Genomic DNA, 15419 nt, shown 5'->3' on the forward strand with positions numbered 1-15419 from the left:
CACAAGCGGCGCCCGTGACGGCGCTTGTATGTAGGGCTGAATTTTACGAACTGCACTGCCGGGTCAGGAATCCGGCAGCGGCAGGGCGATGGCCTGTACGGACGGATGGCGTGGCAGGCGGACCGAAGTGGCGCGCGTCTGCGCCAATTCAGACATGAATTGTACGAAGGCGGGCACAGGGTCTTCGCCGCTGAGCGCGGCGGCGAGCTGTGGCGAGGCATGAGCCGGCTGCGGGCGCACATGCGTGCGGTCGCGCGATTCCAGATCGATCCAGATCAGGTGGACACGCCCGGAAGGGGTCACGCCCCAGCGGTAGAGATAGCCGCGCCCATAAGTCAGCCTGATCCATGCGAGCAGCACCTGATGCTGCAGCCATATCCACGGCCAGATCGGCACGAGATTGGCAGGCACATAATCAGGGGGCGTAAGCAGGGACATCACCTGCCATCATAAGCCCGGGCGCCCGGTGTCGGAGAGATTTTCCCGATATGCCGTGATTGTTACTGACCGCGGCCAGAAAACTGTTGGATAAGGGCGGGGGCGACAAGTTCGGCGGGTCGCGCTATCTGATGGGAAAATTGAGGGAGTTGAGGGAATGGCAGACATGAATGATGCATCGCAGGACGCCGGCTGGCGCGGCAAGTTTGCGGGCTTTGCGCTCGGGCTTTCGATCTTTTCGGTGCTCTGGTTCGCGATTGCGGCCGTGGGCACCAAGCTCGGCCTCTGGGGCTGGCAGTTCGGCCTTGGCAAGATGACGATTGGCTGGGGCCCGATGCTGCTGATGGCGGGGCTTGGCATTTCGCTGATCGCGATTGTCATCGCGCTGATCAAGGCGCCGCGGAAACGGGCGCTGATGCTGGCGCTGGGCGCGCTGCTGATCTCGTCGCTCGCCTTCGGACGCGTGATTGCCTTCAAGGGCCAGGCCGAACGCCTGCCGCCGCTGCATGATGTGCAGACGGACTGGGCGAACCCGATCATGCCAAGCGAGGCCCTGCTGGCCGACAGGACATCGACGGGCGCGCTGAACCCCGTCGAAGCGGCGCCGGTTGTGCCGGAAGCCGCCGATGCGCGCTGGCCGGGCACGGGCGGACGCCTCGTTTCCGAAGTGCAGGAAGAAGCCGAGTTCGATCCGGCCAAGCAATCCTCGCCGAAGAATGCGCCTTATCCCGTGCTGGAAACGCTGGTCGAGCCTGCGGCCTCCTACGACATGGCCTATGAGGCGGCCCTTGAAGCCGTGAAGGCGCGTGGCTGGAAAGTCGTGACGGATGACGTCCAGTCCGGCAGCATCGAGGCGACGGTGACCTCGTTCTGGTTCGACTTCAAGGATGACGTGATGATCCGCGTGATGCCCGAAGGTGAAGGCTCGCGCATCGATGTGCGGTCGATCAGCCGGGTCGGCCTGTCGGACCTTGGCGCGAATTCGAAACGCGTGAGCGACCTGCTCAACGAGATCCAGACTCGCCTGAATTAGGCCTTTGGTCCGGGAGGTGGCTCATGCGTCAGCCGGATGGCGATCTGACGGTTCGTGCCTATGTGCCGGACGACGTGCCACGCCTTGCGGAGATATTCCGCGAGGCCGTGGCGGCGATCGGGCCTGCGGATTATAGCGCGGCGCAGGTTGCCGCCTGGCTCCGGCGTGTGCCGTCAGCGGAAGGGCTGGCCGAGCGGCTGGGCGATGGACGGCGCGTGTGGGTGCTGGCGGATCAGGCCGGGTGCGCCTTTGCCTTTGTCGATCTTGAGCCGGACGGGCATGTGGACCTGCTCTATGCCTCGCCAGCCATTGCCGGGACCGGCGTTGTGGCGGGGCTTGTGGCACACCTTGAGACGCATGCGCGGGACGCGGGCATGGTGCGTCTCTATGCCGAGGCCAGTGCGGCGGCGCGGCGGTTCTTCCTGAAGCGGGGATATGCTGTATCGGAGCGCCGCGATTTCCAGATCGACGGCGTCGAGATCCATAATTTCGCGATGGAAAAGCGGCTCTAGCGCTCTTTCGGATCGAGCGCGTCGCGCAGGCCGTCGCCGATGAAGTTGAGGCAGAGCAGCGTGACCGCCATGGTGAGCGCTGGCGCGAGGAGCATCCACGGCTTCTCGCCCATGGTCTTGGCACCTTCGGAGATCAGCACGCCGAGCGAAGTCAGCGGTTCGTTCACGCCGAGGCCGAGGAAGGACAGGAAGCTTTCCGCCAGGATCACGACCGGGATGGTCAGCGTGACATAGACGGCAACGGGGCCAATCACGTTGGGCAGGATGTGGCGCAGGATGATGGCGCGGCGCGAGACACCGGAGGCGCGGGCGGCCTCGATGAATTCCTTGCCCTTGATGGCGAGGGTCTGGCCCCGAACGATGCGCGCCATGGTCAGCCATTCGATGGCGCCGATGGCGGCGAAGATCAGCACGATGTTCCGCTCGAACACGGTGAGCAGCAGGATGACGAAGAAGATGAAGGGCAGGGCGTAGAGCACGTCGACGATGCGCATCATGAAATTGTCGATGCGGCCGCCGAGATAGCCTGCCGTGGCGCCCCATGTGACGCCGATGACGAGGCTGACGGCTGTGGCGACGACGCCGACCATGAGCGAGATGCGCAGGCCGATCATCAGGCGGGCCAGCAGGTCGCGGCCCTGGATGTCGGTGCCGAGGATGTGCCAGCCTTCGATTGTGGGCGCGATGGTGCGGAGATCGGATATCTCCTTGTAGTCATTGACCCAGACCATGGGTCCGAAGACGGCGATGATCACGATGACGCCGAGGATCCACATCGAGATGACGGCGGCCTTGTTGCGGAACAGGCGTGCGCGGGCATCGTCCCAGAGGGAACGGCCGCCGACAATGGCCTGGCGAACCGGTTCGATACGGCCGGTGGGGTCGAGCAGGGGGTCGATATCGGTCATCAGTCGTACTTCACTTTAGGGTCAAGCACCGCATAGAGCACGTCGGCGACGAGGTTCAGGAGGACGATCAGGCCGGCGTAGACGATGATCGCGCCCATAACGAGCGTGTAGTCGCGGTTGAGGGCACCGCTGACGAAATAGGAGCCGAGGCCCGGCAGGCCGAAAATCTTCTCGATGACGACCGAGCCGGTCATGACGCGGGCCATGGCGGGGCCGGCATAGGAGATGAGGGGCAGCATGGCGGCCGGCAGGGCGTGGCGCATGATGACCTGGTTTTCCGACAGGCCTTTCGAGCGGGCGGTGCGGATATGGTTGGAGCGCATGGTCTCGATGATCGAGGCGCGCATCAGGCGCGAGATGATGGCGATCTGCGGCAGGGCGAGCGCGACGACCGGCAGGGTCATGTTGTGCCAGTTCATGCCGATATTGGGATATTCCCCGAGGCCGCCGACGGCAAAGATGCCGGCGCCCAGCGACAGGAGGAGGATCAGGATCGGCCCGGTCACGAATGTCGGGATGGATATGCCCGCCATGGCGACGCCCATGACGGTGAAGTCTGCGGCCGTGTTTTGTCGGAGCCCCGCGAACACGCCGAGCAGCGTGCCAAGCCCGAGGCCAAGCAGCATGGCGAGCGAGCCGATGGTGAGCGAGATGGGCAGGCCGTCGGCGATCAGCTGGTTAACGCTCTTGCCCAGCGTCTTGTAGGACGGGCCGAAATCACCCTGGAGCACGCCGCCGACATAGTCGAAATACTGCTCATGGAGGGGCTTGTCGAAGCCGAACTTGGCCGCGATGGCCTGCTCCGTGGCGGCGGGCAGCTTGCGCTCGCCGTCGAAAGGACCGCCCGGCGCGGCGCGCATCATCAGGAAGGCCATGGTGATGATGGCCAGCATTGTCGGGACGGCAATCAGGAGGCGCCGGAACGTATAGGCCCATGGAACGCGGCTGAGAGCTCTCTGGAGGGATGACAAGGGCGGGAGACTTTCTGTTGATAACACGGCGAAATCCCGAAAGATTGCGCGTGCCGCTTGGAAGGTTGCGCCATCCTCCTTAGCTTGTGTACAGAGCCAATCAAGACTGCGGCAACATTCAGGATATTTCCCATGGCAGACATTCGACGCGTAACCGACGCCTTTTCCGTCGCTCCGCAAATCTCCGAGGATGATGTGGAGGCGATTGCCGCCGCCGGTTACAAGACGCTTGTGGCCAACCGGCCCGATGGCGAGGGCGGCGTGGACCAGCCCCGCATGGGCGCAATCAGGGCAAAAGCCGAATCGCTGGGCCTCAGCTTTGCGGCCCTGCCATTCTCCGGCGCACCGACGCCTGAAATCGTCGAGCGGATGGCCAACATCCTTAACGAGGCGCCCCAGCCGGTTCTGGCATATTGCCGCACGGGAACCCGCAGCATCACGGCCTGGGCCCTGACGCAGGCGGGCCAGGGCTCTGCTGATGATATCATTGATGCTGCAGCGGCCGCCGGATATGATCTGTCCAGTCTTGAGTCGCTGCTCTAGCGCGGGGAAGACCACTTGATGGCGCGTATTGTGATCAATTCTTCACAATTGCGCCGCAATAAGTGTGTTGTCAGTGATTAACCGCCGTGCGAGGCAGGCGGACCGAGGGTGCAGCCATCCGTTGTTCCCGCGACAGGAGTTGACCCGATGTCAGAGCGTCTCTGGATCACGGATTTCAAGTATGACGAGGGTACGATCCTGGTGAAGAAGACCGGGCACCGGATCGTTCCGGACCTGTCGCTCCTGCACAGCATTTTCATCTGGTTCTGCTTCTATTTCTTTGCCCAGACCTGGCGCACCTGGCGCCGCGTGACGGGCCACAAGCGCCCGACCATCGCCTTCTTCCCTGACAAGCCGCGCCCCTGGTATTTCATCTGGCCGGTCATGCACGTCTCCGGCGCCAAGCTGATTGATGACGTTTCGACCGCCGACATCGTTTTCCAGTTCGATGATTCCACCGAAACCGACAATGCCGTGCCCGCCGTGAAAGACGGCGCGCGCCTCGTCAATTTCGGCTGCCAGGATGTGTCCAAATCCACCGTGGCCGAAGTGTTCGAACGCGCCTCCGGCTATACGCTCAAAGTTGATCCGACCACCCATCAGGGACGCATGGTCGAGAAATCCGAATTGAATGCGGCGCATGATGGCCGCGTGCTGGAAGGCCCGCTCGACGAGCCCGTCGAGGGCAAGGCCTATCAGCTGCTGATCGACAACGAGATCGAGGGCGGACTGGTCGAAGACCTGCGCTGCTGCCTCGTCGGCGGTCGGCCGACCGTGGTGTTCCGCAAGCGCCGTCCGCTGGAGCGCCGCTTCCTCAACGAGAATGTTGAAGTTTTGCTCGATGAGCCGGCCAATTGCTACACGGCTGATGAAATTGCCGTGATTGAGCGGTTTGCTGCAGAGCTTGGGCTGGACTGGGGTGGGGTAGACGTCCTACGTGACCGGATGTCCGGTCGAATATATATCGTCGATGCGAACAAGACCGACATGGGTCCGCCGGTGGCGCTCAAACTGGCCGCGAAGCTTCGCGCCACGCGCCGCATGGCACAGGCCTTTGCCGGGGCGTTCGCACCGAAAAAGCGCTGACCGGCGCAAGCAAGGCGAAAGTTCAAGAGTTATAAAATGGCAATTCCCTACGTCCGCGGCATCGAATTCGAATATGGTGAGGTCCAGCAGGTTTCGCCGCTGATCCGCCGTGTGATTGCGAACAATCCCGGCCCGTTCACCTATGTCGGCACGGGCGTCTACATTGTCGGCCATGGCGAGGTTGCGGTCATCGATCCCGGCCCGATGGACGAGACGCATTTCGCGGCCCTCAAGAAAGCCCTCGAAGGCGAGACGGTGACGCACGTTCTGGTCACGCATGGCCACTCGGACCATTCTCCGCTCGCAGCGCCACTGGCCGAATGGGCTGGCTGCAAGACCTATGCAAAGAATTGCGGTGTGCCGACGGCCAAGGGCGAGCTGGGCAGTGCTGACGATCTTGGCTTCATGCCGGATGTCATGGTCGGTGATGGCGACAGCTTCTCCGGCCCCGGCTGGACGCTCGATGTGATCGAGACGCCAGGCCATACCTGCAACCATCTCTGCTTCGCCCTGCGCGAAGAGAATGCCTGCCTCTCAGGCGACCATATCATGGGCTGGTCAACGACCGTTGTTGCGCCGCCCGATGGCGACATGGCCGACTATATGGACAGTCTCGAGAAAATCCGTGTGAAGGGTTTCGAAACGCTGTGGCCGACGCATGGCGACCCTGTGCGTGGCAAGGATTTCGTCGACACGTTCATCACGGAATATGCCAAGCATCGGCGTTCACGCGAGGCCGCGATCCTCGAACATCTGCGGAATGGGGAAACCTCGATCCCGGCCATGGTCGAGATCATGTATGCCGATGTCGAAAAGCGCCTCCACCCGGCCGCCTGCATGTCTGTGCTCGGCCACATGATCGCGCTGATCAAGACCGGTGTCGTGGTCTCGCCTGATGCCGCGCCCACCGTGCGGTCGCGCTTCGAACTCGTCCGCACGGCGGCCTGAGGCCCGGGCTACTCGCCAGAATAGCCCGCATACCAGATCGGCGATGACCAGGCGCGCTCTTGCAGCGTTACCGGCAATTCCGGATTGGGCGGCGTGCCATTGCGCACGGCATCCCAGGTTGACCAGCGGCAGGTCGGGTTTTCCAGCACACGCACATAATAGGCCGCCTCAAGATCCGGCGCGAAATCCGGGTCCTGCCAGTAGGCTTTCAGTTCGCTCGCGCCGGTGCCGGGGTCTGTGCTGCAATCGGAAATGTCGACACTGGCGCCATTGTCCGGGCAGCGATGGGTTTGCGCGTCGGGAACGGCGCCGCCCGAGCAGGCGACGTCATGAATGGCCTCGTGCGTTTCTCCGCCATCGGACCAGACCTTCACGACCTGGGCCCGCTGCAGCGGCGCGCTCAGCGGATCGCGGATGGCCCAGACGAGGAAGCCCGGGCCTGTATCGTCGCTGACCTTCTCAAGCTGGCCGCCCATCGGCACACCTTGCGCATAGGCCGTTTCCAGCAGGGCGGCTGAGCCCAGCATGTCGGGCGTGTAGTTCGTGCCGGCGAAGAATCGCACTTTCATGCGCGGGCCGGACGTGCCGAAGGTTTCCTTGCGCCGCATGGCGTCGAAAATGGCTTCGCGTGTGTTTGATTCCGCCCAGACGCCGGCCAGGCCGCTGGAGCTGAACTGGGTCGCGGTGATTTGCCGTCTGGTGCTCGGGTCTTCGGCGCCCTCCCATGTCTGGGCGCCGTTTGGCGGAACCGACCGGCGGGCCTCAGGGCTCGCGCCGTCCTGGGGCGTCTTGCCCCAATGGAATTCCTCGACCAGCGAAGCGGCGGCGACATGCGTGTCGCTCGAGCTGATGAGGCCGAACTTGAAGGGGTTGAAGCCTTCTGTTTCCTGCAATGCCAGGCCAGCCTTGTAGGCGGGGCGGACAAAGTCGCCCGTACTGGGCGTCGACTTGACCGTGCTGCCGATGAAAAACTCGTACTGTTCGAAATCGGCCCATTCGTCATTGGGCGAAAGGCTCGGTGCGGTTTCCGACGTGCCCTTGACCTGTGACACTTCCACAAGCGGCTCGTTGCGCATGCGCGTCGTGGCATAGCCGGCGGTCAGGGGTTCGCCCTTGTACGTCTGCAGGGCGAACATCTGGCCGTTCGAGGCATTCGAATTGTGCGGGATCGCCAGAACGTCCCGGCCGTCTGCGCGCTGGGTCTCCATCCAGGCCCAAAGGTCTTCCGGATTGGTCGAATCGAGCGTCGAGAACAGGCGCGAGGGCGCCTCGCCCCGGAAGATGACGTTGCGGTGCAGGTTGGCGGCTGCCGCGGGGCCCTCGCCGGGAACCGGCAGCATGGCGGTGAACTCATAGCCCGAAAACGCGGTGAACTTGCCTGGCTCATTGTTGCGCTCCGCCGAGTCGATCGTCGCGGCCCAGACGGAATCGATGAGGTCGCGGTCGTAGATTTCCGCGATCTCCTCGCCCGTAACGACGGTCACGCCGACGCGCAGGAAGGATGTGCCGGGATCGGTTGCGTCCGCGCCGAACACCGATTGCGCCAGTTTCGTCTGCGAGAGAGGCGACGCGGGCGTGGCCATGGCCGGGACCACACCGAGATATTCGCCATGGTCGGTGACGGCGAGGAAGTCGAGCGGCGGACCGTCGAGCTTGATGTCATAGCCCGCCGGATGCCGGATCGCCTCGCCCTTGGCGAAGCGGTAGGCATCATCGGGCGTCGCGCGGGTACCGAAGATATAGGAGTCAAAGGAATTGGCCGTATGGACGTGGACGTCGCCGAAATAGGCATTGCGCGTCGGGTTGGCGTCTATCGATGTCATGGCCGGGGGCGGCGTGGCCGCCTCAAGATCCGTCGTGATCTGCGTGCTGGGCGCGCATGCGGCCAAGGCGAGGGCGGGCAGGGCCCATCCCGTGAATTTGTTCATGCTGTTTCCTCCCGCGTACCCTTTATCAGTACTTGCGGGAGAGAGTGACGAATTGGCCTTCGCTTGCCAAGGGAAAATCGAGGCGGCGCTATTGTTCCCGGCGAACCCGGAAGGCCATGCCGCCATCGATCTTCATCTTGTAGCTGCCAAGAGCGGCAGCGTAGATGCGGGCTTCGGACGGGTTCTTGGGACGAATCCGCATGCCGTCATTCTGCACCCAGACCTGTCCGCCTTCGAGCGTGATGCGCAACTTGCCCGCAGCGTCGCGGCTGACCGACTTCACGGGCAGTGTCACTTCGTCGAACTTTTCCTGCGAGCCGTCGTCATTCTTGAACCCGAAAGAGCGCAGGGACGGCATGGAGAAACCGAAGGTTTCGCGCTTGGCCTGCTCGACCTGGGCCCGGGTGACCGTGGTCACTTCGCCAGCGTCTTCAGCAGCTTTGAGGCGTCCGACGGCGGCGTCATAGCACGCCAGGCGCTCGTCATTGCCGGTGATTTCGGCGCAGGCATAAACATCCCCGGTTGAGGCATTTTCTGCAATGGCAGGCAGCGAAACAAGGCAGATCGCGGCAATCGCGCTCAGGAATCGGGTCATTTCGGGGCGTCCTCCATAATCGTTTTGCGACGCAGGCTTCCCAAAGCTGCATCAGTCTGGCAGCAGTGTGGCAAATCTGGCGAGAGCCGGGAAGCCACCGGAGACAGGAAACATGCTGCTGAAATCCCTGATGAGTTCGACCCTCGCCGCTGCTTTGGCGTTCACACTCGCTGCCTGTGGCGGCGGCGGTGGCCAAGCGGCCGACGATGTGCCGACCCTGCGCAGGGGTATTTCAGCCAAGGTCGATACGCTCGACCCGCACAAGTCCTCGGCCCAGTGGGAGAACATTGTCATCGGCGACATGATGGTCGGCCTGATGACGCACGATCAGGAAGGCAAGCCGGTCAACGGCATGGCGGAGAGCTATGAAACCAGCGAGGACGGTCTCGTCTGGACCTTCCATCTCGGCGACTATGTCTGGTCGGACGGCGAGCCGGTGACCGCGGGCGATTTCGTCTATGCGCTGCGCCGCATACAGAGCCCTCAGATCGCGTCGCAATATGCCTCGCTCCTTTTCGTGATCAAGAATGCCTCCAAGGTGAATGCGGGCGAATTGCCGCCCGAGGACCTCGGTGTGCGGGCCATTGATGACAAGACGCTGGAAATCACGCTCGCCTATCCGGCGCCCTACATTCTGGGCCTGCTGACCCATTACACGACCTATCCGGTGCCGCAGCATGTCGTGGAGCAATACGGCGACGCCTGGATCCAGCCCGGCAATATCGTGACCAACGGGCCCTACAAGCTCGTCTACTGGCGCACCGGCGACCAGCTCGTGTCGGAGAAGAACCCGACAGGCTTCGGGGCGGCGGATGTCTGTTTCGACCGCATCGTCTATTACGAGCTCGAAGACCAGACGGCCGTGGAGAACAAGATTGCGGCGGGCGAAATGGATATCAACAATGCCTTTGACGGCGCCCGCAAGGCCGAACTGGAAGAGAAGTTCCCGGGCTGGCCGCGCACCTCACCGGCGCTGATCACGACCTATTGGGTGTTCAATTCCTCGCAGGCGCCCTTCACCGATGTCCGCGTGCGCAAGGCGCTCTCCATGGCCCTGGACCGCGAATTCATCACGCGGAACGTACTCACTTCCGGCTACGTGCCGGCCTATTCCATGGTGCCTCCGGGCATCAACAATTACGATGCCCCGCGTCCTGAAGTGGAGTGGAAGGACATGCCCCGCGCAGAACGGCTGGCCGAAGCCAAGCGCCTGCTTGAGGAGGCCGGCTACGGACCGGACAAGCCGTTCCGCTTCGAATTCATCCACCGCTCGACGGACGACAATCCGAAGGCGGCGCCCGTTGCCCAGTCGAACTGGGCGGAAATCGCGCCATGGGTTGATCCGGTCATCATCAAGCAGGACACCAAAGTGCTCTATGCGCGCCTGCAGCAATCGGACTTCCAGACGTCGGATGCCGCATGGGTTGCCGACTTCGATGACCCGATCAACTTCCTCTATTTGCTGGAATCCAATACCGGCCAGCAGAATTATGGCCGCTACAAGAACCCCGAATATGACGCGCTTCTGGCCCAGTCCAATGGTGAGCTGGACCTGAAGAAGCGCGCCGAAATCTTTGCCAAGGCCGAAAAGCTGATGCTGGAGGACTATCCCATCACGCCGATGTGGTTCCAGGTGACCAAGAACATGGTCGATCCCACGCTGACCGGCTGGAGCGATAATGCGTCCGACCAGCACCGCTCGCGGTTCCTATGCCGGGAGGGCATGAAGACACAATAGGTTTCAGCGTCGCGGGAGGGCGGCATGGAGCATGACATCGAAGCAGCTGGCCTCGGCGCAGCCGGCGGTCTGTCCAAGGGATCGCACCACCCGGTGACATCGGGACAGCCGTGCGAGAATTGCGGCGCGGTTGTGCCCGATCGCTTCTGCTCGGCCTGCGGCCAGCTCGCCTCGAGCTTCCACCGGCCGGTGTGGGAACTGGTCACCGAGAGCGTCGCCGACATGTTTGCGCTGGACGGGCGGCTGTTTCGGTCCCTTCCGCTGCTCATGTTTCGCCCCGGCCGGATGACCCGCAACTATCTCGACGGCAAGCGGGCGCGCTATGTGCCGCCGTTCCGCATGTTCCTGCTGTCATCGGTGATCTTCTTCCTGACGATCTTCACGATGAACGATACGCAGCACTGGTTCACCGACTGGCGGCTTGATCCGCGAGGTGACGTCTCAACTGATTTCACGATCGGCGCGCAGGGCGTGTCTCCTGCGGAGCCGGCCAGTACAGAACCTGCCACCGTATCCGCCCCGGCGGACCCGCCTACACTCGCCGGGGTAAAGTTTTCCGACATCCTGCTGCCTGATGGCACGATCGACCGTGAAAAGATGCATGGAATAATCAGGAACCAGGCCCGCGCGGACATCACCCCCGCCGAACTTCAGGCCAGTTTCCTGGCGGCTGACAAGGCGGCCAAGGTCTATGAGAACCAGGACCGTTTCGGCGGAAGGTTGCGGCAATGGGCGCCGCGTTTCAGTCTTCTTTTCCTGCCGGTTTTTGCACTGCTCCTGACCCTGATGTACGCTTGGTGGCGCAAAATCTATGTATTCGATCACCTGGTCGCGAGCCTGCACTTCCAGACATTTCTGTATATTTTGGGTACACTTATACTACTCTCTACGGCTATTTTCCCCCATTTGGCCTACGCCGCGCCCGGATTGGCTCTTCTTGCGGTTTTTGTTTATATTTACAGGATGTTAAGGGTGATTTACGCCTCAGGCCGTGTGGCGTCGCTTCTTGGGGCCACCGTTCTGCTTATTTTCAGCATGATATTGCTTGTCAGCCTTGCTGTCGGACTAGTCATTCTCAGCTTCGTACTGACCTGAGGCAGGAAATGCCCTCAACTGAGGCAAATAAACCACACCCTGAATCTAATAATGACGGAAAGGTAACGGCGCGTTGACGTCTACGTGACGATGGCCCTATCGATACTGGCAAGTTCCGGAAACAGGGGTCCGGAACGCGCCTTGTGAGGAGGCGCCATTTCAATCATTGGAGGTACCAACGTGAACGGGAATACTATGAAGTCCCGCCTGCTTGCCTCGTCCGTATTCGCGGGCGTTGCACTTATGGCATCGGCGAGCATGCTCGCTAACGCACAGGAAGCTGATGACGCTGTCGACACCGTTTCTGCGCCCGCCGCAGATGAGTCGGTCGCCCGCCAGGCGACAGTCTATGTCACCGGCACGCGCATCCAGAGCCCAGGCATTGTTTCATCCAGCCCGATCGCGACTGTTGGACGTGAAGATCTCGAAGTTGCTCAGACTGTTGAAGTCGAGCGTCTCTTCAAAGACCTTCCGATCACAGTCCCAGGCGACGGTCAGAACACAAACAACGGTACGGCCGGTGCAACCACCGTCAACCTGCGCGCCCTCGGCACGCAGCGCAGCCTGATCCTCGTTGACGGCAAGCGCATGACACCGTTCGACGTGAACGGCCAGGTCGACGTTTCCGCCATCCCGGTGAACATGCTTGAGCGCGTTGACGTCGTCACCGGCGGTGCATCCGCTGTGTACGGTTCGGACGCCATGGCTGGTGCGATCAACTTCATCACCCGTCAGGACTTTGCCGGCGTTGAAGTCGACTCCAAGTACACCGTCACTGAAGAAGGCGACGGCCAGATCTATGACATCGCAACGCTCTTCGGCGCCAACTTCGACGGCGGCCGCGGTAACGTGACGGTTTCGATGGGTCACACCGATCGTAAAGCGGTCCTGCTCGGCGACCGTGAACTCGGTCTCTTCGGCATCGCGACGGCCAACGGCCCGAACGAAGGCGGCGCGCCAGCATCGCCAGAAGCAAACTGCGACAACCCTGACACGACAGCATTCGACACGGGCGTTGGTTCCACAACCACGATCCCAACGACGCTCGACCTGACCGGTGGTTCGCTGCAAATCCGCAACGACGGCACACTTGGCCCACGTTGCTCGCGCTTCAACTTCAACCCGTTCAACTATTACCAGACGCCACAGCAGCGCTACAACGCGTTCACGACGGCCCGGTATGACATCACGGAAAACATCGAGGCCTATGCACGTGCATCGTTCTCGTCGATCAACGTGACGCAACAGGTTGCTCCATCGGGCGTGTTCGGCAACGTCTTCGAAGTTCCATTGCAGAACCCGTTCCTGTCTGACGCGGCTCGCACAGCGATCCTCGGCCAGATCAACACGTTCCTTGCTGCCAACCCGGCTGTGGGCTTTGATGACGTCGGCGTGAACGACCTCAACAACAACGGCATCTTTGACGATCAGGACTCGATCTCGACTCCTATCCGTCGTCGTACGACCGAGCTCGGCCCACGTTCGACCTCCTACGACAGCAACACGTTCCAGATCCTCACGGGTATCCGTGGCGATCTCGACAACGGCTGGAACTATGACATCTCGTTCGCGCACGGTGAATCCGACCGTACGAACACGAGCGCTGGCTATACCAACGTCGCAAACATCGCGACGGCTCTGAACACGATCAGCGCCGACACGTGTACGACACCTGGTGGTTCGACGACCGACGGCTGTGTGCCGCTCGATCTGTTCTCGACCGGTTTTGGTTCGATCACGCCAGCCATGGCTGGCTACTCAAGTGCAACGGCCCTCGAAAAGCGTAACTACACGCAGAACATTGCTTCCGCCTCGATCTCGGGTCCGGTTGAAATGCTGACGTCGCCTTTCGCTGATAGCCCGCTTCAGTTCGCGCTTGGTACAGAGTACCGTGAAGAAAGCGGCTCGACCACGCCTGACGAATGCTTGAAACTGGCTCCAACAAGCTGCCTCGGCGGCGCTGGTGGTAACCTGCTTCCTGTTTCGTCGTCCTTCGACGTGATCGAACTCTTTGCTGAAACGATCGTGCCACTGATCAGCGGCAAGCAGCTTGCAGAAGACGTGAGCCTCGAGCTCGGTGGCCGTATCTCCGACTACTCGTCGGTTGGCCAGAACGAAACCTGGAAGGCCGGTATCAACTGGGCTCTGACAGACTCGTTCCGCGTTCGTGTCATGCAACAGAAAGCTGTTCGTGCACCAAACATCGGTGAGCTTGGTTCGCCAATCACCACCGGTCTCGGCGATGCGTCCTTCGACCCATGCTCCGATGGTAACCCGAACCCAATTGATGCCGATCTCGCAGCACTCTGCGTCGCGACAGGTGTGAACCCTGCGCTCGTGGGTGTTGTTGGAGACATCGTGTCGGGCCAGATCAACCAGTTCCAGGGTTCGGATCCGGACGCTCTGCCTGACGCAGAAACAGCTGACACGTTCACAGCGGGTTTCGTCTATCAGCCAGCCTTCGACATGGGTCCGCTTCTGGGCACCACGATCTCGCTTGACTATTACGACATCGAAATTTCCGACTACATCGGTTCGTTCGCTCCACAGGAAGTTCTGGACCAGTGCTATAACGCCGGAGATCTCAACGAGTGTGCCAAGATCAACCGTATCGGTGGCTCGCTTGCAACGGCCGGTTCGGGCGTTGATACTTACACGACCAACCTGGACTATATCCGTACCGAAGGTGTCGACCTCGTCGCATCGACGGGTCTGGATTTCGACCAGTACGGCGCACTTAACTTCTCGTTCTACGGTAGCTTCCTGATGACTCAGGAAAGCCTGTCTTCGTCGGCTTCGCCGGTGATCGACTGCCTCGGCAAGTTCGGTAACGACTGCTACCCGACCCCTGAATTCCGCTTCCAACAGCGCAGCACCTGGAGCATGGGCCCTGCAAGCCTCTCGCTCAACTGGCGTCACCTCGGCGAAGTCGAAATTCAGGACAGCCAGAAGGCAAACACGTTTGACGGCTTCGAGAAAATCAAGGCTCAGAACTACTTCGACCTGACCGGCAGCTATCAGATCAACGACATGGTTGGCCTCACCGTTGGTGTCCGCAACCTGTTCGAAGAAGACCTGCCAGTTGTTGGTAACGAAGCTGGTTCGACGGATGCGAACTCGGGCAACACGTTCCCAAGCACGTACGACGTCTTCGGCCGTACCTACACGATCGGCCTGAAAGCCACGTTCTAGGCTTTCTGACCTCACCAAAATCGGGAACGGCGGTCCTTCGGGGCCGCCGTTTTCTTTTGTGTGGGGGTTGGAAATCAGGAGGCGCGTGGCTTGGGCATGCGGGCCCGGCCGGCAGAAAGCCGTTCGTGCAGCAATGTGCAGAGTTCGTGCTGTTTACGTGCTTTTTCCGTGCATCTGTTCGTGCAGAACGATTGCCGGAAAAGGCAGGGCCTTTCCTGCCTAGCTGGCGCGCCAGCGGGCGTAGAGCGCGGTGGGTAGCAGACGGCTGGAGCCTTGCTGCGGCAGGGCCATCTCGCCCTGTTCCATGACGCCGCCAAAGGCGGCGAGCCGGTCACCCAGCGTCTGCGACAGCGCGAGGTATGACAGCCGCACGGCATAGGCCGTCGCAATCACAAAGAGCGGCTTTTCGACCAGCAATTCCTTTATGTTATC

General features: G+C 61.6%; 13 protein-coding genes and 1 pseudogene. 8 read left to right on the top strand and 6 right to left on the bottom strand.

Going from position 1 to position 15419, the window contains the following annotated elements; translation table 11 throughout:
* Positions 1 to 63: 63 nt before the first annotated feature.
* Positions 64 to 438 (bottom strand): hypothetical protein, encoded by a 375-nt coding sequence (locus HY30_RS06880; RefSeq protein ID WP_034738382.1) that lies wholly within the window; start codon positions 436 to 438, stop codon positions 64 to 66.
* Between the two features lie 157 nt (positions 439 to 595).
* Here HY30_RS06880 and HY30_RS19135 point away from each other — a divergent pair, with 157 nt between their 5' ends.
* Both HY30_RS19135 and HY30_RS06890 read left to right on the top strand, forming a co-directional pair.
* Positions 596 to 1471: a DUF1499 domain-containing protein gene (locus HY30_RS19135; protein ID WP_051615028.1), complete on the top strand. Its 876-nt coding sequence runs from the start codon at positions 596 to 598 to the stop codon at positions 1469 to 1471.
* Between the two features lie 23 nt (positions 1472 to 1494).
* Positions 1495 to 1983: a GNAT family N-acetyltransferase gene (locus HY30_RS06890; RefSeq protein ID WP_034738384.1), complete on the top strand. Its 489-nt coding sequence runs from the start codon at positions 1495 to 1497 to the stop codon at positions 1981 to 1983.
* Here HY30_RS06890 and HY30_RS06895 read toward each other — a convergent pair.
* Both HY30_RS06895 and HY30_RS06900 read right to left on the bottom strand, forming a co-directional pair.
* Positions 1980 to 2891, bottom strand: a complete 912-nt coding sequence (locus HY30_RS06895; protein WP_034738386.1) for an ABC transporter permease subunit — start codon at positions 2889 to 2891, stop codon at positions 1980 to 1982. The genes HY30_RS06890 and HY30_RS06895 overlap by 4 nt on opposite strands.
* Positions 2891 to 3862 carry an ABC transporter permease gene (locus tag HY30_RS06900; RefSeq protein ID WP_081812103.1) on the bottom strand — a complete coding sequence of 324 codons (972 nt, stop codon included), beginning with the start codon at positions 3860 to 3862 and terminating at the stop codon, positions 2891 to 2893. Before HY30_RS06900 ends, HY30_RS06895 begins: the two co-directional genes overlap by 1 nt.
* Before the next feature lie 132 nt (positions 3863 to 3994).
* Between HY30_RS06900 and HY30_RS06905 the strand changes: the two genes are divergently transcribed.
* From HY30_RS06905 to HY30_RS06915, 3 genes are all read left to right on the top strand, one after another.
* The gene (locus tag HY30_RS06905; RefSeq protein ID WP_034738388.1) at positions 3995 to 4405 is read left to right on the top strand and encodes a protein tyrosine phosphatase family protein; all 411 of its coding nucleotides are present in this window, start codon (positions 3995 to 3997) and stop codon (positions 4403 to 4405) included.
* A 147-nt stretch (positions 4406 to 4552) separates the two neighbouring features.
* Positions 4553 to 5491: an ATP-grasp domain-containing protein gene (locus HY30_RS06910; RefSeq protein WP_034738390.1), complete on the top strand. Its 939-nt coding sequence runs from the start codon at positions 4553 to 4555 to the stop codon at positions 5489 to 5491.
* Positions 5492 to 5527: 36 nt separating this feature from the next.
* The gene (locus tag HY30_RS06915; protein ID WP_034738391.1) at positions 5528 to 6439 is read left to right on the top strand and encodes an MBL fold metallo-hydrolase; all 912 of its coding nucleotides are present in this window, start codon (positions 5528 to 5530) and stop codon (positions 6437 to 6439) included.
* An 8-nt stretch (positions 6440 to 6447) separates the two neighbouring features.
* Here HY30_RS06915 and HY30_RS06920 read toward each other — a convergent pair whose 3' ends face one another.
* Together HY30_RS06920 and HY30_RS06925 are read right to left on the bottom strand one after the other, a co-directional pair.
* On the bottom strand, positions 6448 to 8367 hold the full coding sequence (locus HY30_RS06920; protein WP_051615030.1) for a DUF3604 domain-containing protein: 1920 nt from the start codon (positions 8365 to 8367) through the stop codon (positions 6448 to 6450).
* A gap of 88 nt (positions 8368 to 8455) precedes the next feature.
* The gene (locus HY30_RS06925; RefSeq protein ID WP_051615033.1) at positions 8456 to 8962 is read right to left on the bottom strand and encodes a hypothetical protein; all 507 of its coding nucleotides are present in this window, start codon (positions 8960 to 8962) and stop codon (positions 8456 to 8458) included.
* Positions 8963 to 9074: 112 nt separating this feature from the next.
* Between HY30_RS06925 and HY30_RS06930 the strand changes: the two genes are divergently transcribed.
* From HY30_RS06930 to HY30_RS06940, 3 genes are all read left to right on the top strand, one after another.
* The gene (locus HY30_RS06930; RefSeq protein WP_034738392.1) at positions 9075 to 10700 is read left to right on the top strand and encodes a peptide ABC transporter substrate-binding protein; all 1626 of its coding nucleotides are present in this window, start codon (positions 9075 to 9077) and stop codon (positions 10698 to 10700) included.
* A gap of 24 nt (positions 10701 to 10724) precedes the next feature.
* Positions 10725 to 11795, top strand: coding sequence for a DUF3667 domain-containing protein (locus HY30_RS06935; protein WP_034738393.1), 1071 nt, complete (start codon positions 10725 to 10727; stop codon positions 11793 to 11795).
* Positions 11796 to 11975: 180 nt separating this feature from the next.
* Positions 11976 to 14987, top strand: coding sequence for a TonB-dependent receptor plug domain-containing protein (locus HY30_RS06940; protein WP_206741428.1), 3012 nt, complete (start codon positions 11976 to 11978; stop codon positions 14985 to 14987).
* Positions 14988 to 15206: 219 nt separating this feature from the next.
* Here the strand turns inward: HY30_RS06940 and HY30_RS20170 are convergent.
* Positions 15207 to 15419 (bottom strand): annotated as a pseudogene (locus tag HY30_RS20170) (class I SAM-dependent rRNA methyltransferase); the annotation flags it as partial.

This window comes from Hyphomonas chukchiensis (genome assembly GCF_000682695.1).
Lineage (GTDB): Bacteria > Pseudomonadota > Alphaproteobacteria > Caulobacterales > Hyphomonadaceae > Hyphomonas > Hyphomonas chukchiensis.